The sequence below is a fragment of the Phormidium sp. CCY1219 genome (assembly GCF_055795085.1).
In genome coordinates this window covers 1-22234 of record NZ_JAYFEQ010000401.1, presented here as the reverse complement: position 1 = coordinate 22234, position 22234 = coordinate 1, and the positions used below count along the sequence as shown (strand labels likewise).

General features: G+C 50.5%; 19 protein-coding genes. 17 read left to right on the top strand and 2 right to left on the bottom strand.

The window, feature by feature from the left end:
• Nucleotides 1-616: 616 nt before the first annotated feature.
• Together AC0QH1_RS08475 and AC0QH1_RS08470 are read right to left on the bottom strand one after the other, a co-directional pair.
• Nucleotides 617-742: a photosystem II protein Y gene (locus tag AC0QH1_RS08475; RefSeq protein ID WP_324630619.1), complete on the bottom strand. Its 126-nt coding sequence runs from the start codon at nucleotides 740-742 to the stop codon at nucleotides 617-619.
• 157 nt (nucleotides 743-899) lie between these two features.
• Nucleotides 900-1433 carry a gamma carbonic anhydrase family protein gene (locus AC0QH1_RS08470; RefSeq protein WP_324630618.1) on the bottom strand — a complete coding sequence of 178 codons (534 nt, stop codon included), beginning with the start codon at nucleotides 1431-1433 and terminating at the stop codon, nucleotides 900-902.
• Nucleotides 1434-1573: 140 nt separating this feature from the next.
• On the opposite strand from AC0QH1_RS08470, the gene AC0QH1_RS08465 reads away from it, so the two are divergent.
• The 17 genes from AC0QH1_RS08465 (at nucleotide 1574) to AC0QH1_RS08385 (ending at nucleotide 22027) form a co-directional block, all read left to right on the top strand.
• On the top strand, nucleotides 1574-2098 hold the full coding sequence (locus AC0QH1_RS08465) for a TIGR02652 family protein (protein WP_324630617.1): 525 nt from the start codon (nucleotides 1574-1576) through the stop codon (nucleotides 2096-2098).
• 90 nt (nucleotides 2099-2188) lie between these two features.
• On the top strand, nucleotides 2189-2632 hold the full coding sequence (locus AC0QH1_RS08460) for a VOC family protein (protein WP_324630616.1): 444 nt from the start codon (nucleotides 2189-2191) through the stop codon (nucleotides 2630-2632).
• Between the two features lie 192 nt (nucleotides 2633-2824).
• Nucleotides 2825-3352 carry a plastocyanin/azurin family copper-binding protein gene (locus AC0QH1_RS08455; RefSeq protein ID WP_324630615.1) on the top strand — a complete coding sequence of 176 codons (528 nt, stop codon included), beginning with the start codon at nucleotides 2825-2827 and terminating at the stop codon, nucleotides 3350-3352.
• Between the two features lie 17 nt (nucleotides 3353-3369).
• Complete coding sequence (locus AC0QH1_RS08450; RefSeq protein WP_324630614.1) at nucleotides 3370-3510, top strand: hypothetical protein; 141 nt, start codon at nucleotides 3370-3372, stop codon at nucleotides 3508-3510.
• Between the two features lie 216 nt (nucleotides 3511-3726).
• On the top strand, nucleotides 3727-4557 hold the full coding sequence (map, locus tag AC0QH1_RS08445) for a type I methionyl aminopeptidase (protein ID WP_324630613.1): 831 nt from the start codon (nucleotides 3727-3729) through the stop codon (nucleotides 4555-4557).
• 475 nt (nucleotides 4558-5032) lie between these two features.
• Complete coding sequence (locus tag AC0QH1_RS08440; protein ID WP_324630612.1) at nucleotides 5033-5173, top strand: hypothetical protein; 141 nt, start codon at nucleotides 5033-5035, stop codon at nucleotides 5171-5173.
• 22 nt (nucleotides 5174-5195) lie between these two features.
• Nucleotides 5196-7733, top strand: a complete 2538-nt coding sequence (locus tag AC0QH1_RS08435; protein ID WP_324630611.1) for a TonB-dependent siderophore receptor — start codon at nucleotides 5196-5198, stop codon at nucleotides 7731-7733.
• A gap of 304 nt (nucleotides 7734-8037) precedes the next feature.
• Complete coding sequence (locus AC0QH1_RS08430; RefSeq protein ID WP_324630610.1) at nucleotides 8038-9492, top strand: aspartate aminotransferase family protein; 1455 nt, start codon at nucleotides 8038-8040, stop codon at nucleotides 9490-9492.
• Entirely contained in the window at nucleotides 9486-10994 is a 1509-nt protein-coding gene (locus tag AC0QH1_RS08425; RefSeq protein ID WP_324630609.1) for a pyridoxal phosphate-dependent decarboxylase family protein, read from the top strand. The genes AC0QH1_RS08430 and AC0QH1_RS08425 overlap by 7 nt, the downstream gene beginning before the upstream one ends.
• 74 nt (nucleotides 10995-11068) lie before the next feature.
• Entirely contained in the window at nucleotides 11069-12907 is a 1839-nt protein-coding gene (locus tag AC0QH1_RS08420) for an IucA/IucC family protein (RefSeq protein WP_324630608.1), read from the top strand.
• Nucleotides 12908-13010: 103 nt separating this feature from the next.
• Nucleotides 13011-13595, top strand: a complete 585-nt coding sequence (locus AC0QH1_RS08415) for a GNAT family N-acetyltransferase (protein WP_324630607.1) — start codon at nucleotides 13011-13013, stop codon at nucleotides 13593-13595.
• Complete coding sequence (locus tag AC0QH1_RS08410) at nucleotides 13595-14908, top strand: lysine N(6)-hydroxylase/L-ornithine N(5)-oxygenase family protein (protein ID WP_324630606.1); 1314 nt, start codon at nucleotides 13595-13597, stop codon at nucleotides 14906-14908. Before AC0QH1_RS08415 ends, AC0QH1_RS08410 begins: the two co-directional genes overlap by 1 nt.
• Nucleotides 14908-16101: an MFS transporter gene (locus AC0QH1_RS08405; protein ID WP_324630605.1), complete on the top strand. Its 1194-nt coding sequence runs from the start codon at nucleotides 14908-14910 to the stop codon at nucleotides 16099-16101. Before AC0QH1_RS08410 ends, AC0QH1_RS08405 begins: the two co-directional genes overlap by 1 nt.
• 49 nt (nucleotides 16102-16150) lie before the next feature.
• Nucleotides 16151-17971 (top strand): IucA/IucC family protein, encoded by a 1821-nt coding sequence (locus tag AC0QH1_RS08400; RefSeq protein ID WP_324630604.1) that lies wholly within the window; start codon nucleotides 16151-16153, stop codon nucleotides 17969-17971.
• A gap of 140 nt (nucleotides 17972-18111) precedes the next feature.
• Nucleotides 18112-18921 carry an ABC transporter ATP-binding protein gene (locus AC0QH1_RS08395; protein ID WP_324630603.1) on the top strand — a complete coding sequence of 270 codons (810 nt, stop codon included), beginning with the start codon at nucleotides 18112-18114 and terminating at the stop codon, nucleotides 18919-18921.
• A gap of 26 nt (nucleotides 18922-18947) precedes the next feature.
• The gene (locus AC0QH1_RS08390) at nucleotides 18948-19925 is read left to right on the top strand and encodes an ABC transporter substrate-binding protein (protein WP_324630602.1); all 978 of its coding nucleotides are present in this window, start codon (nucleotides 18948-18950) and stop codon (nucleotides 19923-19925) included.
• An 80-nt stretch (nucleotides 19926-20005) separates the two neighbouring features.
• Nucleotides 20006-22027 (top strand): iron ABC transporter permease, encoded by a 2022-nt coding sequence (locus AC0QH1_RS08385; protein ID WP_324630601.1) that lies wholly within the window; start codon nucleotides 20006-20008, stop codon nucleotides 22025-22027.
• Nucleotides 22028-22234 lie beyond the last annotated feature (207 nt).

Below are 22234 nucleotides of genomic sequence, written 5' to 3'. Positions count from 1 at the left end.
TGAAACGCGACTGCGGCGACGATACTTGGAGGGTGACTTCCTGGGAAAATAGCTCGGTGCCCGGTTAATTTTTCAGCAAAGCCTCCTTCTTTTCTTGAAGGGGGCTTTGTTGTTTTTCAGAAGCGGCGAAACCTCGGGGGGTTGGCCAGAAAGAAATTTTTTCATCTTTTGATAAGTGATGTTACAGTTGGTGCCCTTCATTCCCCTCAAAGACCCGAGAAATTGCGGCTTTGAGGGGGTTAGGAAGCATCTCTAAGAGGATTTTAGAACAACGAAATAAGGAAAAATGCTATGGTAGGGTGGCATGGCCTGGAAGAGAGAAATCAATATAGCACATAAAGAGATACTGGGTGTCTGGGAGTGGGTGGTGGCTAAGGAGTGGAACATTAGCCTGCGTTTGACGTAAGCGTGCCCCCGTGAGGGCTATAGGCTGTGCGACCTGGTTTCCAACGGCCTACCTGAGACGAAGCGTCGGGTAAATTGAGCATTGAAAATTAAGAATTGAGGAATAACAAATAACAAATGACCAATGATTAATGACGAATGACCAAAAAACCGACTGTCCCCGGAGAGCGGGAACAGTCGGTTAAGAGAGCCTTGGAGATAGAACTAGGCTCTAGGCTTCCTTATTCAAAAAGCTCTGAATTTGAGCGATCGCCAGTTTGCCGACATTGTAAAGCGCCCAGCTTCCGGCGGCGATAATCGGCAGCAACACGATCAGTACGCGCAAATCTAGATCCATATTGGATACCCCCTTCTTCAGATTTTTAACTTATCTTCATATTTCTCCTTATATTGTGCAACGAACTGGCCAGAAAATCCAGTCCCCGACCATCAACTTTTGTAAAATGACCCCCACAGGACCATAAACCGCGCCCAATCCTCAGTTTTCGATCGGCTTAAGCAGGGGCGGTAAATCCCAGATCCGTGCCCTTGCCGGCGTGAACCAAGGCCAACTTTTGATAGCGGCGCGCGTGTTCCACCAATTCAGCGGCTTCCGCTGGGGGGACCTCGCGCACCCGCTTCCCGGGAATGCCCACCACCAGGGAATTAGGGGGCACATCTTTAGTCACCACCGCACCGGCACCGATAATGCTACCGCTGCCCACGCGCACCCCATCCATCACCACGGCACTAATGCCAATCAGGCTCCCGCGTTCGATGTAAGCGCCGTGAACCACTGCCCGATGCCCCACGGTGACGAAATCTTCTAAAACCGTCAACTTGCCGGGATCCCCGTGAAGAATGGCTCCATCTTGGATATTGCTACTTGCCCCGACGATAATTTTTTCCACATCGCCGCGCACCACCGCACCGTACCAAATACTGGCACCGGCACCCACCTCCACCGCACCGATAACCGTGGCATTAGGGGCGATGAAAGCCGCCCGGGACAAGTCTGGATCGGACCAATAAGATGTGGAAGTTGTCATGGGTTGATTAAAATCACTCACGAGATTTGCTGCCTTGAACAGAAAAATCAATCAAAAAAATCAGCTAGAGTAGAACCTGTCTAGCTATAATAAAACCACCACAACTGGCGCAGAAAAGGATATTGGCATCGAGACCGCCCATGATAAATTCAGCTTCGCAATACCCCATATTCGGCCCCGAGATTCAGTGTCCCCATTGCCGTCAGACAATACCGGCTCTGACGCTCACGGATACCTATCTGTGTCAGCGACATGGTGCATTTGAAGCCAACCCGAACACCCGCGAACTGATTCATTTGCAGTCCGGGCGTCATTGGCGTCAGTGGAATAACGAGTGGTACCGACAACATACCCATCCCGATGGGATCCGCTTTGAAATTCACGAAGCACTCGATCGCCTCTACACCCAAGGCTACCGGGCAACTCGCGTCATTATTGCCCAACGCTATAAAAGCCTGATCGGTGCGTATTTGGAGCGCAGCACTCCCTGGCGGGGTCAGCCCGAGTCCGCCGCCGCCTCCTCCACGAAGCTCAAACTCTACGGTTTACCGGTGGAATTTAGCCCCGACTCGAAAGAGGAGCCTTGCTGGGAGGTGATTAATTTTGAATTGGAAAAGGAACGCGGCGTACCGATTAGATATCCTTATTTCCGGTTGTTTGAATAGGAAAAGGCCATTGTCAGCGCCCAATCGACCCCTGAATCGGTGATGATTGCCGCCAGATGAGTCGCGATTTGTCCTCAAGCTGTTAATTCCATGCATCACGCTTCAATCCGCACTGCCAATATTCATCGCGCGATCGCCTTCTACGAACAACTGGGCTTTACCGTCTGCGAACGGTTTACCGCCGGGATTACCCTCGCCTGTTGGATGGAAGGATTAAACGGACGCATCGAGTTAATTCAAATTCCCCAACCGAAACCCACCCCGGATGCTTTCCACGACGAACACTACACCGGGTATTACCATCTATCCTTTGACTTAAGCTTCCTTGCGCCCGACTTGCCGAGTTGGTTAAATGACTTGAAACAGCGTTTGGACAAAGCGGCTCAGTCCAATCCAGAGGTGCAACCCCTGAAGATATTGCTCGAACCGACCCAGCAAATTATCGGCGATCTCGTTTATGAAGTAGCCTTTATCGCCGATAGCGATGGATTGCCTTTAGAATTTATCCGGGTTTTGGGGGATTCTGGAACTTAGGACAACCGCGAGCGGCAACTTTTTTTCCATAAAACTTGACAAAATTCGCTAATTGTGGTAATAAACGCTCTTGCGAGCGGGGATTTTTTGGTGGCCAGATCCGAGAGGTTTTCCACCTCCTTTCCGCCAGGGCATGGCAACCGTGGCAGATGATAAATTCGTTTTGGAACCTTTTCACGGAGTTGAACCTTTATGAATCTGATTCAAACTGTGCGATCGCGCTGCCATCAATTCGCCCGCCTCGGGTTGCCCTGCGGATTGGGACTTCTCCTCACCGCGATGCTGGACTTGTTTGTGGCATCTCCCACCGCACTCGCCGCCACCGCCTTTCGTCCCCCGAGCAATCTCGCCCGTCAACCCGTCACCGAAGTAAAAGTGAGCTTGGGTAACGAAGCGGACGAACTCAAATTTTTCCCCGACACTCTGGAATTCGTCTCCGGAAAGCGGTACAAACTGGTTCTCGATAACCCCAGTCCGCAAAAACACTATTTCACCGCGAAAGATTTCGCCGATGCAAGCTGGAGTCAAAAAGTGGAAGCGGCGAATGTAGAAGTCAAAGGAGCGATCCACGAATTGGAACTCAAACCCACTGGTGAGGCGGAATGGGTATTTATACCCGTCAAACCCGGCACCTACAGCCTTCGTTGTACCATTCCCGGACATGCCGAAGCCGGCATGATTGGCACCATCACCATCGCATCGGGATCGAAAAACGCTTAGGGTGTCAATGAGACGGAATGGGTAGAAGTGCCGATCGCCGGACAGCAGAGGGAACACCCAACTCGCTTCTACCCAACAGCAGACCGATGGGCGATCGCGATTTGGGGCGATCGCCCATCAAGAATACCACAGATAATCGCCTGTTTCAAATGAGATAATCGCCGGCGACTCAAAGTCCCCGCCCAATCGCGAAACTGCGCTAAAGACGACTGGAAAAATTATCGGTTCGTGGTTTCATTCGTGCAGTGGGGAATTGAGAAAAATCTGTTAAGTTAATTAAAGAACTTGCAGCAGAAGCACTGCAGCTGACGGCCTGTTCTGCGCGGATCCCTGAATCCTATTTACGGTCAATATCATAGTTATTTATCGAGTACATGAACATTCTTTCCAATTTACTTCCCCAATCGACTCCACAACCTCGGGCCAAAAAACAGCAGCGTCGGGGCATCGAGCTCAAGTCCAAGCGCGAAATTGAAATCATGCGTCAGGCATCGCGCATTGTAGCCACGGTATTGAAAGAAATCTCGGAAATGGTAGAACCGGGCATGACCACCGCCGATTTAGACGCTCATGCGGAGAAGCGCATCCGGGAAATGGGAGCTACTCCCAGCTTTAAAGGGTATCACGGATTTCCCGCTTCGATTTGCGCCAGCGTCAATAACGAAGTGGTGCATGGCATTCCGAATAAAAAGACGGTGCTGTGCCAGGGAGATGTGCTGAAAGTGGATACCGGGGCGTATTTCCAAGGATTTCACGGCGATTCTTGCATCACGATTGCGATTGACGAAGTTTCCCCAGAAGCGGCGAAGTTAATGCAAGCGGCAGAAGATGCGCTTTATAAAGGAATCGAACAAGTGAAAGCGGGGAATTACCTGCTGGATATTGCTGGGGCGATCGAAGATTGTGTGAAAGCCAATGGGTTTAGCGTGGTGGAAGATTTCACCGGTCATGGGGTGGGTCGCAACCTGCATGAAGAACCCTCGGTGTTCAATTTCCGCACCCGGGAAATGCCCAACGTGAAGCTGCGCCCGGGGATGACGTTAGCGATCGAGCCAATTGTCAACCAAGGATCGAAACACACGAAGATTTTATCGGACAAGTGGACGGCGGTGACGGTGGATAATTCCCTGTCGGCGCAATACGAGCATACCGTGCTGGTGACAACGGACGGCTATGAAATTTTAACCGATCGCACCAAGCTGTAACCCTTTTACCGAAACTCGGGTGGGCCACCCCACCACCCTCCACTCCCAAAACACCAAAGCGGCCTGAATTTCGCAATGTTGGTGTCTTGGGAGATTTTTTTTGAGCAAAATGCACGGCGATCGCCGATAATAGCCAAGCGAGAAATTCGGGCAAAACCGATTTTCCGAGTTTATTGCAAAAAATTTTTTACAATTTTCATGTAGGCTGGGTCATGCCCAACAAAAGCTCAAAACCCTTGTAATTCATGTAATGCAAGGCTTGCAGCCCTTTCTATCCCCCAGGGAGAAAAAGGGCGGAGAGGGCAATATTCCCAGAAAGTTTCCGAAAATACAAAACGGCTGCAAGCTAGTGATAGCAAATGTTTTGCGGCTTTTTATTCTGGAAATTTGGGGCAATAAGGGAACTCGCGCCAAAAAAATTTTCTCAACTTATTGCATATTTCTTTCAATAAGGGTATGATGACGTTGGTCAAAATTGAGACCGGATCGCTGGATCCTCTTGTTTCCCCTCAAACGGGGAGACGCGAGCCATTGTGGCTCTACTTTGTGCTGGCAATGTTTAGCCGATGGAGCCAGTACGGTGCGAGGAGATATACCAGTAGCGATCGCCGTTTAGAGATTGGGGTAGAGGAGAGACCGTGAGAGACAACCGACTATTTCAGAGCGTTTTGATGGGTAGTGCGGTAGCCGCATTGGTAGCAACGCCAGTGCGAGCGCAGATAATCCAGGTGACGGGGGTGCGAGTCAATCCCACTGTCGAGGGAGTGGAAGTGATTTTAGAAACCAGAGATCGCGCCACGCCGCAAGTGTTTACCTCCAGCTATGGCGATACCTTTGTTGCCGACATTATCAATACGCAACTGCAATTGCCCTCGGGGGACTCGTTTCGTGCCGAAAATCCTGCCGAGGGAGTGAGTGCCGTGACGGTAACATCCCTGGATGGGAATAGCATTCGCGTGACAATTGTGGGGAATACAGCGGTGCCCACCACCGAAGCGATCGCCAGAGATGGGCAACTGATTTTCACCATTACCAGCGCCTCGGAAAGCGCAGAAGTGCCGCCGACGCGCACCCCACCGACCCCACCAGACACCGAGGCACCCACGGATCCCGATGCCGTGCCGGCGAATGCCGATATTATCGAGATTATCGTCACCGCCACCCGCACGGCGGAACGACTCACGGATATTCCGCGATCGATTAGCATCGTGGAAGAAGAACAACTGGAAGAACAAACCCGACTCACTCGAGATTTGGGCACGATTCTGGCGCAACAAGTGCCCGGGTTATCCGTGGGCACCCAAAGTGCGAGTAACTTCGGGCAAAGCTTGCGGGGGCGCAACATCAGCGTGTTAATCGATGGGGTGCCGCAGTCTACCAACCGGAATGCAGCACGGGATTTGAGAACTATCGATCCCTCGGCGATCGAGCGGGTGGAAGTGCTGCGCGGACCCACTGCCATTTACGGCGATGGAGCCACCGGGGGCGTTATCAACATTATTACCAAAAGTGGCCCCGACGAAGGGGTGCGATCGCAAACCCGGGTGGAATTCAATGCTTTTCCCACCAATTTTTCCGATACCTTCGGGCAAAATTTCCAGCAATCTTTTTCCGCCAGCGAGGGTAAATTTGACGTGACCCTGAGCGGTTCATATACCAACACCGGCAGTTGGTTCGATGCCGAAGGCGATCGCATTCCTCCCGACCCCAACGGACAAGGAGGAATTGGCAATACAAACACCCTGAATGTGTTAAGCAAAGTCGGCGTTGATTTTACCGACAGCCAACGCCTGCAACTGAGCTTTAATTACTTCCACGATGACCAAGACACGGACTACACCACCCATCCAATTGTTAACGACATTCCCGGACGACAAAAAGCCCGGGCACTGGGGGGACTGGAGTTAGACGAAACCCAACAAACCGATAATTTAAACCTCAGTCTCGACTACACCCACGACAACATTTTAGGCAGCAGTTTCCACGGGCAAATTTACTACCGAGATTATTTTACCCGCTTCTTTCCCTTCGACGCCCGGGAATTTAGTAGCTTAGGCAATACCATTTTTCAGTCCCGGATCGAATCGGAAAAATACGGCGGACGAGTGGAGGTGGAAACTCCCTTACTTCAAGACAACTTTGCCAATGTGTTGTGGGGGGTGGATTATGTCCGGGAAAACACCAATCAACCCGTGGCAATTTTCGACCCAGAAACCTTTGAAAATAGCAATGGGTTAGTTTATCGCAAAATTGGCGATCGCACCTGGTCTCCCCTACAGCGACAAAACAACCTGGGCCTATTCGCTCAGTTAGAAATGAATGTCACCGAGCGCTTTATCTTGCGTGGAGGGGTGCGCCACGAGCGAATTACCATCGATGTAGACGACTACACCACATTAACCGGCAACCGGATTGATGGCGGAAATCTAGATTATGACGCCACTTTATTTAATATTGGCGGCGTGGTTTATCCCACGGAAAAAATCAGCCTGTTTGCCAACTTTTCCCAAGGATTTTCCATTGCCGATGTGGGGCGGGTGCTGCGCGGTGCCTCGGCTGGATTTGGCGTGGAAGAACTGGATCCCGAAGCGCAAAAAGTGAATAACTACGAAATCGGAATTCGAGGAAATTTTGATGGATTGCAAGCTTCGTTAGCCGGATTTTACAATACGTCCAATCTCGGTTCTAGTTTTACTGAAGATTGGGAAATCGTGCGCGCGCCGGAACGAGTGTATGGGGTAGAATTTGCCCTAGACGTGCAACCGAGCGAACGGTGGGCATTTGGCAGCAGTTTGACTTGGACTGAAGGGGGCGCGGATCTCAATGATGATGGTGATTACGAAACGCCTTTAAATGGGTTTAGAATTTCGCCGATGAAAATTACCGCTTATTTGGAAAATGAAACGTTACCCGGATGGAGAAATCGCTTGCAAGCGTTGTATTCTGGCAGTCGCAATCCCACCGGGGACGGATTCGGGTTTGGCGATGTGGACAGTTACATTACCTTGGATTTAATTAGTCGGCTGAAACTCGGTCCGGGAACCCTGGTTTTAGGGGTGGAAAATTTACTGGATACGGAATATTTTCCCGTGGTTTCTCAACTGCAATCCTCGGATACGGCATATGCTGCCGGCAGAGGACGAACCATTCGTTTCGGTTATTCTTTCGACTGGTAAGTAACGACAGAAATTATGTGCGCTACTGACTGTGAGGAGGCTTTGCTTTCCGCATGGGGAAACACATAGGGGGCGTGACCCTCGGAAGCTAATCGGTGGAAGAATTGCACCAGCTTCGTGGGGGGTCATGCACCGACGCCATTGCTTTTCGCACAAGCGCGATCGCCCATTTGCCAAAAATTGCCAAAATTAGTTTTTTTTCCTATTGACATGGCGATCGATTACGAGTACACTTGAATTTAATTGAGAAAAAATAGCAATTAATAGACCCGAGAAAACTACAGCAACCGAGAGGTATTTAAACGTGGTAGAGGAATTCAGAACGGGCTTTTACCCCATCGAGTCAGACCGCATATTAGTTAAGAATATAAATCAAGAAGCGAGTTATCCCGAGGGGCGATCGCAGGAGTATTTAGAGCGACAGGCGCAGCGAGAATCCAACGCTCGCAGCTATCCGCGCCGCATTCCGATCGCGATTCGGGAAGCCAAGGGCATCTACGTCACCGATACCGATGGACGGGAGTATATCGACTGTTTGGCAGGGGCGGGCACCCTGGCACTGGGGCACAATCACCCGGTGGCGATCGCGGCGATGCGCCAGGTGCTCGATATAAATTTGCCCTTGCATACCTTGGATATCACCACCCCAATCAAACATCAATTTGTGGAGGAACTTTTTGCCAGCTTGCCTCCCGCCTTTGCGCGCAATGCAAAGATTCAGTTTTGCGGACCGACTGGGGCGGATGCAGTAGAAGCGGCGGTCAAACTGGTGAAAACCGCCACTGGGCGGCGCAGTATGCTGTCATTTCACGGCGGATATCACGGAATGAGTCATGGGGCGTTAAGCTTGACCGGAAACCTGGCCCCGAAAGATAAAATTGCCAATTTAATGCCCGGGGTACATTTTCTGCCTTACCCGTATGACTATCGCTGTCCGTTTGGCATCGGCGGCGAAATGGGGCATCGCCTCAGCAGTCACTACATCGAGCAAGTGCTAAACGACCCGGAAAGCGGCATTACACCGCCGGCAGGGATGATTTTAGAACTGGTTCAGGGAGAAGGGGGCGCGATACCCGCCCCCGATCGCTGGGTGCGCGAAATCCGACGCATCACGCGAGATCGCGGCATTCCGATGATTGTGGATGAAGTCCAAACCGGTTGGGGTCGGACCGGGAAACTGTATGCCTTCGAACATGCAGGAATTATACCCGATGTAGTGTTGCTCTCGAAGGCGATCGGAGGCAGTTTGCCCCTCTCGGTGGTGTTGTATCGCCAAGAACTCGATGCCTGGTCTCCCGGCGCTCACACGGGCACGTTTCGGGGCAATCAAATGGCAATGGCAGCGGGATTGGCGACCTTGCGATACATTCAGGAATTCGGCTTAGCCGATCGCGCAAAAGACATGGGCGCTCGCTTGATGGGGCATTTGCGGCAGATACAAAGCGAATTTCCCTGCATGGGCGACCTGCGGGGGCGCGGGTTGATGATAGGCGTTGAAATCGTGAATCCGGAAGCCGAGGCCAGCGATCGCGGCACTTATCCGGGATATCCGGAACTGGCGCGACGCATTCAGGCCGAGTGCATGCGCCGGGGATTGATTCTCGAACTCGGCGGGCGCAATGGCTGTGTTGTCCGGTTTTTACCGCCATTAATCGTCACCGCCGAGCAAATCGATCGCATTGGGGAAATTTTCCATGCTGCAGTGCGCGCATCAGCGCCACAAATGTCGGTACAATTGGCTGAGGTAAGCGGATGTTAGAGACGAATGCCAAACCCGCGAGTGCCCCCGAGGCGAAGTCCTTCGAGGGATACTTTCTCGCGGCAAGTGAGGAGAGTCAAACCGCCTATCGCGAGGCGATCGCGGCAGCAACCGAGGTGGCGATCGCCGCGTTCGCCAATCGCGCACAGCCCTATAGCGGAGCCAGTCCGTGGCAATTGGCGGCAGAGTTAGGAAAAACGGAGATTTGGGGCGATTCCGGCCAATTTTTGCCCGAAATTCTCCAGAACATCGGAGAAAGCACTATAGCCCATTCCGCGATCGTCTCCCATCCGCGCTGTATCGCACATTTGCACTGTCCCCCCTTGATTCCGGCATTGGCAGCAGAGGTGCTGATTACCGCAACCAATCAATCGATGGATTCCTGGGATCAAAGTCCTGCCGCTACTTTGGTAGAACAGCAGCTCATTGGCTGGTTGTGCGGAGAATTTGGCTACGATGCCGCCGGGGATGGTATATTTACCAGTGGCGGCACCCAATCGAATTTTATGGGCATGTTACTCGCCCGCGATCGCTATGCCAAACAGCACCTTAATTGGTCGATTCAGCAGCAAGGATTGCCCCCAGAATCCGCTCACTTTCGCATTCTCTGTTCCGATGCTGCCCATTTTACCATTCGCCAAGCTTGCGCTCATTTAGGGTTAGGAGAACGAGCGGTAGTTCCGGTACAAAGCGATACAAATTACTGCATCTCTCCAACCGCGCTAGAGGAGAAAATCCGGAAACTGAAGCAGCAAAATTTGTTACCCATTGCCCTGGTGGGGACGGTAGGCACCACGGATTTTGGCAGTATCGACCCGTTGGGTTTGTTAGGAGAAATTGCGCGATTGCATGGATTGTGGTTTCATGTAGATGCAGCCTATGGCGGGGCATTGGTGATGAGCGATCGGCACTGCCACAAACTCGCCGGCATCGAAACCGCCGATTCCATTGCCGTAGACTTCCACAAGTTATTTTATCAGCCGATTAGTTGCGGTGCATTTTTGCTCAAAGACCAAGGTAATTTTGAGTTAATGAAATTGCACGCCGATTATCTGAATCCGGAAACCAACGAAGCCGAGGGAATCCCGGATTTAGTCACCAAATCCGTGCAAACTACCCGCCGATTTGATGCCTTAAAACTGTGGATATCTTTGCAAGCTGTGGGGCGAAAAGCCTTTGGCGAGATGATAGATATTACCTTGGAACGGGCGACAGAAACCGCGCAGGCGATCGCCCACACTGCCCGGTTAGAATTAGCCAATTATCCCAGTTTGAATGCGGTGGTGTTTCGCTATCTTCCGCAAAACACTCAGCGATCGAATGCCATCAACGGGCAAATCAGAACCACCTTACTGCAACGCGGAGAAGCGGTATTAGCGCAGACGCGGATTGCAGGGGAAACCTATCTGAAATTTACCTTACTCAATCCCCGCACCCAACGCTCCGATATCGAGTATTTGTTGCATAAAATTCAGCAACTCGGCGCCGAATTAGACCGTTAATTCAGGTTCGGTAGGACGCTGAATATTTCTACCGAACTATACACGAAGCCAAAATTACCTAAAGCCAACGCAAAATGATACAGCAACCCGCTATCAAGCCCGGCAATTCGCAACTTAATCTTACCGACAAGCAGATTGCCGAACGCGCTACAATTCAAAGTTTTATCAATTGTTACTTACGAGAAACGAATAGCGGAATTATTGGCAATACTGAGGAATTTCCAGCACTAGAAAGCCAAATTAAGGCAGAAAAAATCCTTCGCTGCCCGTTAGTTCATCAAGGGGTGCAGATTGTTCTCGGCGTTCGCTATTTTTCCCCCACGGGGCGGCATATGTTTGACTTTCCTGCGTACTACCAACCCGCCGGAAAAACGGAACTGTTAGAACTCGATTACGTGACCTTAGTCGCATTACTGAGCAAAGAACTGGCGATCGCCAATCACACCAGCGCCGGAATGGACGAACTGCTGCTGCGCGTGGTACAAAGTTGTCGCCATATCGAACAATTTATCAAAGCCAGACGCCGCGATGCCGAATTACTGGGTGGATTTCACAGCACCTTTGGCGAAACCGAACAAGCGTTAGTTTTCGGGCATCACTTGCACCCCACCCCCAAAAGTCGCCAAGGATTTGCCGAGGAAGATTTACCCACATATTCCCCGGAATTAAAAGGGAAATTTCCCCTGCATTATTTTCGCCTGCATCGTGACGCGGTGTTGGAAGGTTCTGCATTAGAAAAAACGGCAACCGAACTGATTAAAGCAGAACTACTTGCCGATCCAGAAGTCAGCCCAGAATTTAAAGAAAAATACTGTCAAGCGGATGAATATTCTCTGCTGCCCCTGCATCCCTGGCAAGCTAATTTTCTGCGCCGTCAACCCGTCGCAAAACAACTTTTCAGCGCTGGAGGGTTGCAAGATTTAGGGCAACAGGGACGGGCATTTTTACCCACCTCTTCCATTCGCACGGTTTATCATCCCGATGCGGCGTTTATGTTCAAATTGTCCCTGAACGTTAAAATTACTAACTCCCTGCGAATGAATCTCTATAAAGAATTAGAGCGCAGTGTGGAAGTGTATCGAATTTTAGAGGGACAAATTGGCCAAGAATTGCGCGAAAAATTTCCCGAATTTGATATCATTCGCGATCCGGCTTTTCTGGCGGTACAATTTAACGGCGAACCAGTGCCGGAATTTGCTACGATTCTGCGACAAAATCCCTTTCAAGCCAATCCCGATAGTGATGCTACCTGTATCGTTTCCCTCTGTCAGGATTCGATTTACGGGGATGGTTCGCGGTTGGCGCATTTGATTCGCACCTTGGCGAAACGGGAAAACCGTTCTACCACTGAGGTGAGTTTGGATTGGTTCCGCCGCTATTTAGAAATCTCGCTCGAACCGATTCTCTGGCTGTATTTTACGCATGGAATTGCCGTAGAGGCGCATCAGCAAAATAGCGTGGTGGAGTTAAATGAGGGCTATCCGCAGCGCTTCTTCTATCGCGACAATCAGGGATATTATTTCCGCCAGTCTTTGCATCAGCATTTAGAGGGTATTTTGCCGGGAATCGGCACAAAAAGCAAAACCATCTGTGATGATGCGGTTTCTGACGAGCGATTGGGCTATTACTTTTTCCAAAATAATCTGTTTGGGTTGATTAATGCTTTTGGTGTGGGGGGATTAATCGATGAATCTTTGCTGCTAGGTGAAGTGCGGCAAAGCTTGGAAAAAGCGAAAAACACGCCGCCGAATGGGTCGCAAATTTTGGATAAATTACAGCAACCAAAATTGCGGTGCAAGGCCAATTTACTGACTCGATTTCACGATATGGATGAGTTGGTGGGTTCTTTGGCAACTCAGTCGGTTTATGTGTGGTTGGATAATCCTTTGCCGGAATCGAAACAGTTAATTTAAGGGAGGTTTGGTTGAGTTTTGCAGTGGGTAGCACAGCCACGGAATGTTCGTTACCAGGTGATGCTGGTAACGAGTAAAAAAGCGATAGAATATTGAGGGGAAAATGCCAACGCAGTTACAATCTCAAGCGAATTATGCTTATCGGCAATTCGACCATCAAATTAACAAGAAAATTGCCTTTCGCGAGGTGCAGTTAGAGGAGGATTTAGGGCGAATTCAGAGCTGGATGAATCAACCGCATGTGATTCCATTTTGGAATTTGGCGCTAGACCTAGAAAACATGCGATCGCATCTAGAAAAAGCCCTAGCAGATACCCATCAAACTCTTTACATCGGCTATCTGGATGATGTGCCGATGAGTTACTGGGAATCCTATTGGGCAAAAGATGATATCATTGCCCGCTGTTATGCGCCGCATCCCCAAGACCAAGGAATTCATTTACTAATTGGCGAACCCGCGTTTTTGGGGAAAGGGTATGCTTTGCCCTTGTTAAAGGCAATGACGGCGTTTCAGTTGCAAGAAAGCGGCACGGAAAAAATTGTCAGCGAGCCAGATATTCGCAATCAAAAAATGATTCACGTTTTTGAACGCTGCGGGTTTGAGTTTCAACGGGAAATCCAGTTACCCGATAAAAAAGCAGCACTGATGTTTTGCGATCGCCAATCTTTTATGGAGCAGTGGGGATAATGTCTGAAACGATTTACGATATCATTGGCGTAGGAATTGGACCGTTTAATTTAGGATTGGCAGCGCTGCTGGAACCCACCGATATAAAAGCGCTGTTTATCGAACAAAAAACCGAGTTCCAATGGCACCCGGGATTATTAATTGAAAACAGCACGATTCAAGTACCATTTTTGGCGGATTTGGTGACAATGGCAGATCCGACGAGTCAATTTAGCTTTCTCAACTATCTGCGCGATCGCTCTCGTCTGTATCACTTCTATTTTTACGAGCATTTTCAGATTCCCCGGCGGGAATACAATCACTATTGCCAGTGGGTGGCGCAGCAATTAAAAAGCTGCCAATTTGGACAACGAGTGGAAAGCATTATCTGGGAAAATTCCCGGTCAGAAAGCTACTACCGGGTGCAGGTGCGATCGGTGCAAACTGACGAAATTTTCACCTATAACGCCCGACATTTAGCTTTAGGCGTCGGTAGCGTTCCCCAAGTGCCGCCCTGCTTTAAAAACATGCGGGGGGAAAAGGTGTTTCATTCGGCGGAGTTTCTGCACAAGCGCGATCGCGCTCGCCAGTCGAAATCCATCACCGTCATCGGCGCGGGACAAAGTGCGGCGGAAGTGTTTTACGAACTGTTGCAAGAACAGCCTCAGTATGGATATCATCTGGAATGGCATACTCGTTCTGCCGGCTTTTTTCCAATGGAATATTCTAAGCTGGGGTTAGAGCATTTTTCGCCGGATTACATTCACTATTTCCATCAGTTATCGCCGCCAAAACGAGATAAAATTTTATCTCAACAAGGGTTGCTTTACAAAGGGATTAGTTTTAGCGCGATCGCCGATATTTACGATTTGCTTTACGAACGTTCCGTGGGCGACAATTTCCCCGACGTGCGCTTGCTTTCCCTGGTGGAAGTGAAGGAAGTGGAAACCCTACCCACCCCGGAAGGCGAAACCTATATTCTCGGATACAAACATCAACAACAAGACAGTCGCTTTACCCATGAAACCGACTGCATTATTCTCGCCACCGGATACCATAATGCCATTCCCACCTGCATTCATCCAATTCGCGATTTGATTGCGTGGGACGAGAAAAATCGCTATGGGGTTAACCTGGATTACCGACTGCAATTAACTCAAGAAATCCCCAATCAAATCTTCGTGCAAAATGGCGAATTGCACACCCACGGCGTCGGTGCTCCAGATTTAGGATTGGGGGCTTATCGCAACTCGGTGATTGTCAACCAATTGCTCGGAAAAACCCTCTATCCGGTGGATCGGCGCAATGTGTTTCAACAGTTTGGGGTTGCTTGATGAAACCGCAAAAATCCCTGGTCTCGGCTACCCTGTTTTTATGCGTGTTTCTCGCCGTTTTTACTGAGGTACTACTTTCGCCATTTTATCCCCAATTTTTCAGCAAAGTCTTTGGGATAGAAGATTTTTCCTACACCGGGTATTACCTGTTTATTTGTCGGTTAACCGTGGTGCTTTGTGCGCCGCTGTGGGGCTTTCTTTGCCGATGGTTTGAGGTCAAAAATATCCTTTATATCGGTCAAATTGGCACGGCGATCGCCACGGCACTAATGGCAACCAGTAGCACTGTGACGCAGTTTATCGCTTATACGATGCTCTTGCTGCTGTTTAAAAGTTCTTACCTGTTGGTTTATCCGTTAATCGTGCAAATCGCGGGAAAAGAACGACAAGCCACCATTGCTGGCACTTACCAAGCGGTCTTTCACGGCGCCATTATTACCAGTACGATCGCCGGGGCTTGGATGGTGAATTTAGACAATCCATTAGTGCTGTTTTATGGCATTGCGGCGGTGGATGTCGTGCAATTTGGCCTCTGTTTGTTTGCCCTCAAACATATCTCAACCCGGCGGGAGGTGAATGCAGAAACAACCGTTGCCCCAGAGGCCAATCCCTGGGGATTTATCTTCACCATTGGTTTGGTAGTGCTGACCTTTCAACTGGCCAATAATTTGGTGCGGCCATTTTTTACGGCGTATGTCACTAAATCCAGTCAGTTTGAGGCCAGTTTGTTGGCCAGCAGCTACCTGTTTATGATTCCCAATGCAATGGCGATCGCCGCCTTACCGTACATTCGCAAATTCTGCCAAACCGAACGCCTGAGCTTTATGTATTTACTGGGAATTGGCTTGCTGGTGCTGACCCTATTTGGTCAAGGATGGACGAATTCTCTAGGCATTTTGATTTTGGCGCGGGTCGTTTATGGCTTTTGGTTGGCCGTGAGTCAAGCGAGTTTGGAGCTGAAATTATTTAGCCGCAGCAGTGGCGATCGCCTGCATTTTAACTACAGTCTCATCATGTCATTTGCTAACCTAGGTCATCTCAGTGCGCCTTTGCTGGCATCCTGGCTGGTTAATACCTACAGTTTGGCCGCCCCCTTGTTATTTGCCGCCGCAATTTGTGCCCTTAATTTCGCCTTTGCGCGGCTGACAATTTTCCGTAATCCGGTGTTTTTCGTCTCGAAAAGTATTGGATAATGTCGGCAAAAATGACAACAGCAACCGCAGTAATAGTGGAGCAAAACCGATGAAAAATTTGCAAATTCTCGCTGACGCCTTGCAACTTCAGCGCTGGCAAAATGTCAGTGCCAAATTACTGGCAAAAATGCTTTCCGAGTTCATGTATGAAGAGATTATCCAACCAGAACTCGTGGAACAAACTGGCGATCGCCAAGCGCTTTACAAACTCTCCCTTCCGGAAGGCATTGCCTATACTTTCCAGGCAAAACAGCGCTTATTCGATAGCTATCGCGTGTTTCCCGACTCCATCCAGCGGTGGAACGGGAGTGAGTGGCAAGCTGCAGTGAATCCGTTTCAATTCGTTCTCGACTGTCATACAGCAGTAGGCATGACCGCACAAACCGCCGGTCATTTGATTAAAGAATTGAGCAATACATTACTGGCAGATGCTCATATCGATGCCAAAAAATCCACTGAAACTGTCGATTTACTGGCGTTAGATTACGCCCAGTTAGAGGGAGAAATGGAGGGGCATCCTTGGATTACCTTTAACAAAGGTCGCATCGGATTTGGCTACGATGATTATCTCGCTCATGCACCAGAAAGCAAACAACCCGTGCGACTGTCTTGGATTGCGGTTTTGAAAGACCGGGCGCAATTTAATGCCGTGCAAAGTTTGGACTATGCCACGTTAATTCAAGAAGAACTGGGCGGAGAAACCCTGGCGCAATTTGAAGCGGCATTAACCGCGCAAAATCGCAATCCGCAGGATTACTTTTTCATGCCCGTGCATGAGTGGCAGTGGAAGAATATTGCGATTCCTTTATATGCCGAAGAAATCGCCACCGGGGGAATTATTTATCTGGGAGAAAGCGGCGATCGCTATTTGCCGCAACAGTCAATTCGCACCTTCGTCAATATCAGCAACCCGCAGAAACATCACGTTAAATTACCCCTGAGCATCCTTAATACGTTGGTGTATCGCGGATTGCCGGGAGAACGCACTGCCATCGCGCCCAAAGTTACCGAATGGGTGAAATCCATCTGCGATCGCGATACCTTTATCTCCCAAGAATGCCGCCTCATTTTACCCGGAGAAGTCGCCAGCATTAACTACGATCGCTGTTACTACAACCAACTAGCCGGTGCCCCCTATCAATACAAAGAAATGCTCGGTGTTTTATGGCGTGAAAGCGTACTTTCCTATTGCCAAACCGATGAAAAACCCATCACCCTAGCAGCATTAGTTCACGTCGCGGGCGATGGCAAACCCTTTGTTTTCCAACTGATAGAAAAGTCCGGTTTAACCCCGCAAGCATGGCTTAATCGCCTGTTTAATACAATTTTGCCGCCATTGCTGCATTACCTCTATCGCTACGGCGTGGTTTTTTCTCCCCACGGCGAGAATACAATTTTGGTGCTAAAAAACCACATTCCGCACCGCCTAGCAATGAAAGATTTTGTGGATGATGTGAATATTAGTCGTCATCCGTTGCCGGAACTCGATACGATTTCACCGGAGTTGCGCGCCGTGTTACTCACCGAACCGCCGGAAGGACTTTGCCAGTTTATTTTTGCCGGATTATTTATTTGCCACCATCGCTATTTGTCGGACATTCTGGAAACCTATTGCGGCTATCCAGAACGGCAGTTTTGGCAACAAGTCCGGGAAGCGATTTTAACCTATCAAAGCCGCTTCCCAGAATTGCAGGAGCGATTCGCGTTATTTGATTTGCTCGCTCCCAAATTTACCAAACTCTGCCTGAATCGCAATCGCTTGATTACTTACGGCTATGCAGATGATGGCGATCGCCCTCATGCTTCGGCGTTTGGGCAAGTGACCAATGCCTTACATGAAGTTGCGGAGGAAACTGTCCCCTTGAGTTAACTTTTACCTCCGTTTTATGGTATGAAATGAGCAGGAGGCGGTAGCTCTCGATGAGCGTTATCAGCATAAGCTGGTAACGAGTCAAAATCCGGGGTTTCTATTTTCTGCTTCCTGCTCAATTAGTGTGAGGAGAAATCATCTTGGGTGCGATTGAAGCCCACAATCTGAAAATTGCCTATGGCGATCGCGCCATCGTTTCCGATTTATCCATTGCGTTGGAAACGGGCAAAGTCACGGCGCTGATCGGACCGAATGGTTCGGGAAAAAGTACCGTATTACGCACGTTAGCGCGGTTATTACAACCGAAAACTGGCGCGGTTTATCTCAATGGGCACAATATTGCCAAATTGCCCGCAAAAACTCTCGCCCGTCAGTTAGCCATGTTGCCACAGTCGCCGGATATTCCCAGCGGAATTACGGTGTGGGAATTAATCGGATATGGGCGCTATCCCCATCGATCGCTGCTGCAGGGATTTTCTCCAAAAGATAAAGCGGCGATGGAATGGGCATTGGAAATAACGGGACTCGAACCCTTGCGCGATCGCTGGCTAGATACCCTTTCCGGAGGCGAAAGACAGCGCGCGTGGATCGCCTTGGCGCTGGCGCAACAAACCCAGGTTTTACTATTAGACGAACCTACCACATTTTTAGATATTCGACATCAGCTCGATGTGCTGTCTTTGGTGCGAAATCTAAATCGCGACTATGGGATTACCGTGGGTTGGGTTTTGCACGATTTGAATCAAGCGATCGCCTATAGCGATTGCGCCATTTTGTTTCGATCCGGAGAAGCGATCGCCCAGGGTTCCGCCACCGAAGTAATGACCCCAGAAAATATTTTAAAAGTCTTTGGCGTGCAAATGACCGTGATTCCCCATCCCATCACCGGCTTGCCCACTTGCTTGCCTGCGGAATTGGGCAGCAACGCCCCCATTTCCAGCCAACCCTAACCGCGATTGCCTTGCAAAAAATAACCATGCAAATCACAAAAAAAATTGGCAAAATTATCCGATTTTTGCTTTACTTTTCTCTCGTTGTTGTCGCCATTGCCTGTACCAATCCCCCGAGTTCTCAAACCAACGTCACTCCCACCGCAACTCTCCCGGAAAACCCCACCCGCGTGGTGGCTCTAGAATGGGTCTATGTGGAAGATTTATTAGCATTAGATATTCAACCCGTGGGCGTTGCTGATATCGCCGGTTATAACGAATTCGTGCAAATCGAACCCCAAATCGCCGAAACCGTGGTAGATGTGGGCACCCGCCAAGAACCGAGTCTAGAAGCGATCGCTCAACTGCAACCCGATTTAATTATCGGCGTCAATTTGCGACATGAACTCATTTACAATAGCCTATCTGCCATTGCGCCGACGGTATTATTCGACCCTTATCCCGCCCCAGAAAAAAACCTGAGCCAATTTGATGAAATGGAACAAACCTTTCTCAAAATTGCCGAACTGGTTAACGCTAGGGAAAAAGGGGAACGAGTGCTGCAAGACATGCGATCGCGCTTTGCCAAAGCCGAAACCCAGTTAAGTAATTCAACAATTGGCGATCGGGCATTTTCCCTCGGGCAATTCGTTCCCGGCGCTCCCCAAATTCGCTTATTTAACGATAACGCTCTGGCGGTGCAAATTTTAGAGCAAATTGGCTTAAATAATGTGTGGCAAGGACAACCCGACCCTTTCGGGTTTAATACCGTTTGGCTCGAATCCCTGCCGAAAATTGAAGCGTCTCATTTTTTCTATATTTCCGACGACAGTAACCCCTATTTGCAGCAATTAAAAGACAATCCAATTTGGCAAAATTTGGCCTTCGTGCAAACCCGTCGCGTTTATCCCATTGGCGGCGATACTTGGATATTTGGCGGTCCTCTTTCGGCGCAGGTATTTGTGGATAAAGTGGTGGAGGGTTTATTGTCCAAATCGGCAATATCTGCGGCAATAGGGAATTAATTGTTTAAGGTGAAAACTGCTCACCCTACCGTAAAATTAATGGAGTGATGGAAAATAGGATTGGTTGTAAATTATCACCGATGAAGTGGCAAAACAGCGCGATCGCCTTGTGTTTTGGCGGGGGATTGTTGCTGTTGTTAATGTTACTCATGGTTCATCTCACTCAAGGAGAAGCCGATATCGATTTCGAGACGGCGATCGCGGCGATTGTCGCCCCGGATGGTAGCACATCCCATACCATCGTGCGGTTTATGCGGTTGCCGAGAACCGCGATCGCCACGATCGCCGGTGCCGCATGGGGCATGGCAGGGGTGTTGTTGCAAACCGTCACCCGCAATCCCCTCGCCTCTCCCTCCACCTTGGGCATCAATGCGGGGGCTTACTTTGCCGTCGCAGCTACGGGAATTTTCGCGCCGGAGTGGTTCGCCCGATCGCCGATATTGGTGGCACTGGCAGGCGGATTGTTCGCGGCGGGCTTAGTATATGCGATCGCCGCTGGGGTGAAAGTCTCCCCCATCCGGCTCGCACTTTCCGGCGTTGCCGTTTCCCTCGCTCTCGCTTCGTTTACAGCAGTGTTGCAAATTTTCTACGAAAATCAAACCAGCGGTTTATTCTTCTGGGGTGCCGGGTCGTTGCTACAAACCGACTGGAGCGGAAGCGCCTATGCTGCCCCCAGAGTGGCTATTGCAGCCCTCATCGCCTTGCTGATGGCCAAACCCCTGGACGTACTGCTCCTCGGCGAAGACGTGGCCCGATCGCTCGGTCAGCGCGTGCAACTCACTCGGTTAGCTTGTACCGCGATCGGGGTATTTCTCGCTGCCGTTGCCGTGAGCGTTGTCGGACCGATCGGCTTTCTCGGCTTAGTTGCGCCACACTTAGTGAGACTACTGAGATGCCGTTCCCACGGGCTATTGCTCCCCGGGGCAGCAATTTGGGGCGCAGTGGTGCTGGTGGGAGCGGATATTTTCGCCCAGCAGGTGAAAACCAACTTAAGCGAAGTTCCCGTGGGCACCGTCATCCCGATTGTCGGCGCGCCGTTTCTGATTTGGCTGGTTCGCAAAACCGGGAAGCTGGAAGGCGCGAAGGCGGGAAATGCCCTCGCACGGCGCGATCGCCGGGTAAATCCCCGCCACTATACTCTGTTACTGGGCAGCGCGATCGCCGCCTTGGCGCTCGTCCTCCTGCTCGGATTGGCATTGGGCGGAATTTCCTTCGATTTTCTCACAATAACTAGCACATTGTTCGGCAACGGCACCGCCCTCTCCCGACAGGCAATTTTTAACCTGCGCCTGCCTCGCTTGTTGGTCGCCCTGTTTGCCGGGGCATCTCTCTCCGTCAGTGGGTTACTGCTACAAGGTGTGGTGAGAAATGCGATCGCCGGTCCGGAAATCCTGGGAATTACCTCCGGGGCAGGACTCGGGGCGATCGCCGTGCTGGTGTTGCTGCCCCATGCCCCCGTAGAAGCAATCGCGATCGCTGCCTTTCTCGGTGCCTTTGCCGCCTTTGCTGCCGTCTGCCTCCTGTCTTGGCAAGGAGGACTCTCTCCCGCACGTCTCGCACTGGTGGGCATTGCCGTATCTGCCTTTTGCACCTCCGGCATCAACCTGCTGGTGGTGATGGCCAAACTGCGCGTGGCACGGGCACTGGTGTGGCTCGCCGGCAGCACCTACGCCCGGGAATGGAGCGATTTATGGCGATTAATCGCTTGGCCGCTGATTTTGCTGCCTATCGCCTGGATTATCTCCCGCTGGCTCGATATTATGGCATTAGGCGATGATTTCCCCCAAACCTTGGGCATTCCCCTGCAAAAAGCCCGCGCCTTCCTGCTCACTATCTCCGTCGCCCTCGCTGCAGCTGCAGTATCCGCCGTCGGTACCATCAGTTTCGTCGGCCTAATTGCACCCCACGCCGCCCGCCTCCTTGTGGGCACAAACCACCGCAAGTTACTTCCCTTAGCTGCTGTGTTAGGCGCGCTATTCGTGGCGATCGCCGATACTGTGGGACGAGTGGCATTAGCCCCGAAAGAAATTCCCTCCGGATTAGTCACCGCCGCGATCGGTACCCCCTATTTTCTCTGGCTTTTATGGCGCAACAAACCGTAATTGTCGCTTCCCTTTCTACCAAAATCGCTGCGTTACCCCCGTAGCTTTTCCTCCTAACAACAAATGACCAATGACCAATGACAAAGGTGCGTTACCCCCGTCGTTAATTCCGGGTCAAATTGCATAATCTGTGGGCGGGGGTAACGCACCCTACCAAAGCTTTTTCCTCCAACAACAAATCACCAATAACCAATGAATCGCGCGGTG

Excerpts from the sequence above, each read along its gene's own strand:
- AC0QH1_RS08470 (WP_324630618.1), bottom strand. The coding sequence starts at position 1,433 with ATGACAACTTCCACATCTTATTGGTCCGATCCAGACTTGTCCCGGGCG.
- AC0QH1_RS08455 (WP_324630615.1), top strand. The coding sequence starts at position 2,825 with ATGAATCTGATTCAAACTGTGCGATCGCGCTGCCATCAATTCGCCCGC.
- AC0QH1_RS08405 (WP_324630605.1), top strand. The coding sequence starts at position 14,908 with ATGAAACCGCAAAAATCCCTGGTCTCGGCTACCCTGTTTTTATGCGTG.
- AC0QH1_RS08465 (WP_324630617.1), top strand. The coding sequence starts at position 1,574 with ATGATAAATTCAGCTTCGCAATACCCCATATTCGGCCCCGAGATTCAG.
- AC0QH1_RS08390 (WP_324630602.1), top strand. The coding sequence starts at position 18,948 with ATGCAAATCACAAAAAAAATTGGCAAAATTATCCGATTTTTGCTTTAC.
- AC0QH1_RS08385 (WP_324630601.1), top strand. The coding sequence starts at position 20,006 with ATGAAGTGGCAAAACAGCGCGATCGCCTTGTGTTTTGGCGGGGGATTG.
- map (WP_324630613.1), top strand. The coding sequence starts at position 3,727 with ATGAACATTCTTTCCAATTTACTTCCCCAATCGACTCCACAACCTCGG.
- AC0QH1_RS08450 (WP_324630614.1), top strand. The coding sequence starts at position 3,370 with ATGGGTAGAAGTGCCGATCGCCGGACAGCAGAGGGAACACCCAACTCG.
- AC0QH1_RS08420 (WP_324630608.1), top strand. The coding sequence starts at position 11,069 with ATGATACAGCAACCCGCTATCAAGCCCGGCAATTCGCAACTTAATCTT.
- AC0QH1_RS08410 (WP_324630606.1), top strand. The coding sequence starts at position 13,595 with ATGTCTGAAACGATTTACGATATCATTGGCGTAGGAATTGGACCGTTT.
- AC0QH1_RS08400 (WP_324630604.1), top strand. The coding sequence starts at position 16,151 with ATGAAAAATTTGCAAATTCTCGCTGACGCCTTGCAACTTCAGCGCTGG.
- AC0QH1_RS08425 (WP_324630609.1), top strand. The coding sequence starts at position 9,486 with ATGTTAGAGACGAATGCCAAACCCGCGAGTGCCCCCGAGGCGAAGTCC.
- AC0QH1_RS08415 (WP_324630607.1), top strand. The coding sequence starts at position 13,011 with ATGCCAACGCAGTTACAATCTCAAGCGAATTATGCTTATCGGCAATTC.
- AC0QH1_RS08460 (WP_324630616.1), top strand. The coding sequence starts at position 2,189 with ATGCATCACGCTTCAATCCGCACTGCCAATATTCATCGCGCGATCGCC.
- AC0QH1_RS08475 (WP_324630619.1), bottom strand. The coding sequence starts at position 742 with ATGGATCTAGATTTGCGCGTACTGATCGTGTTGCTGCCGATTATCGCC.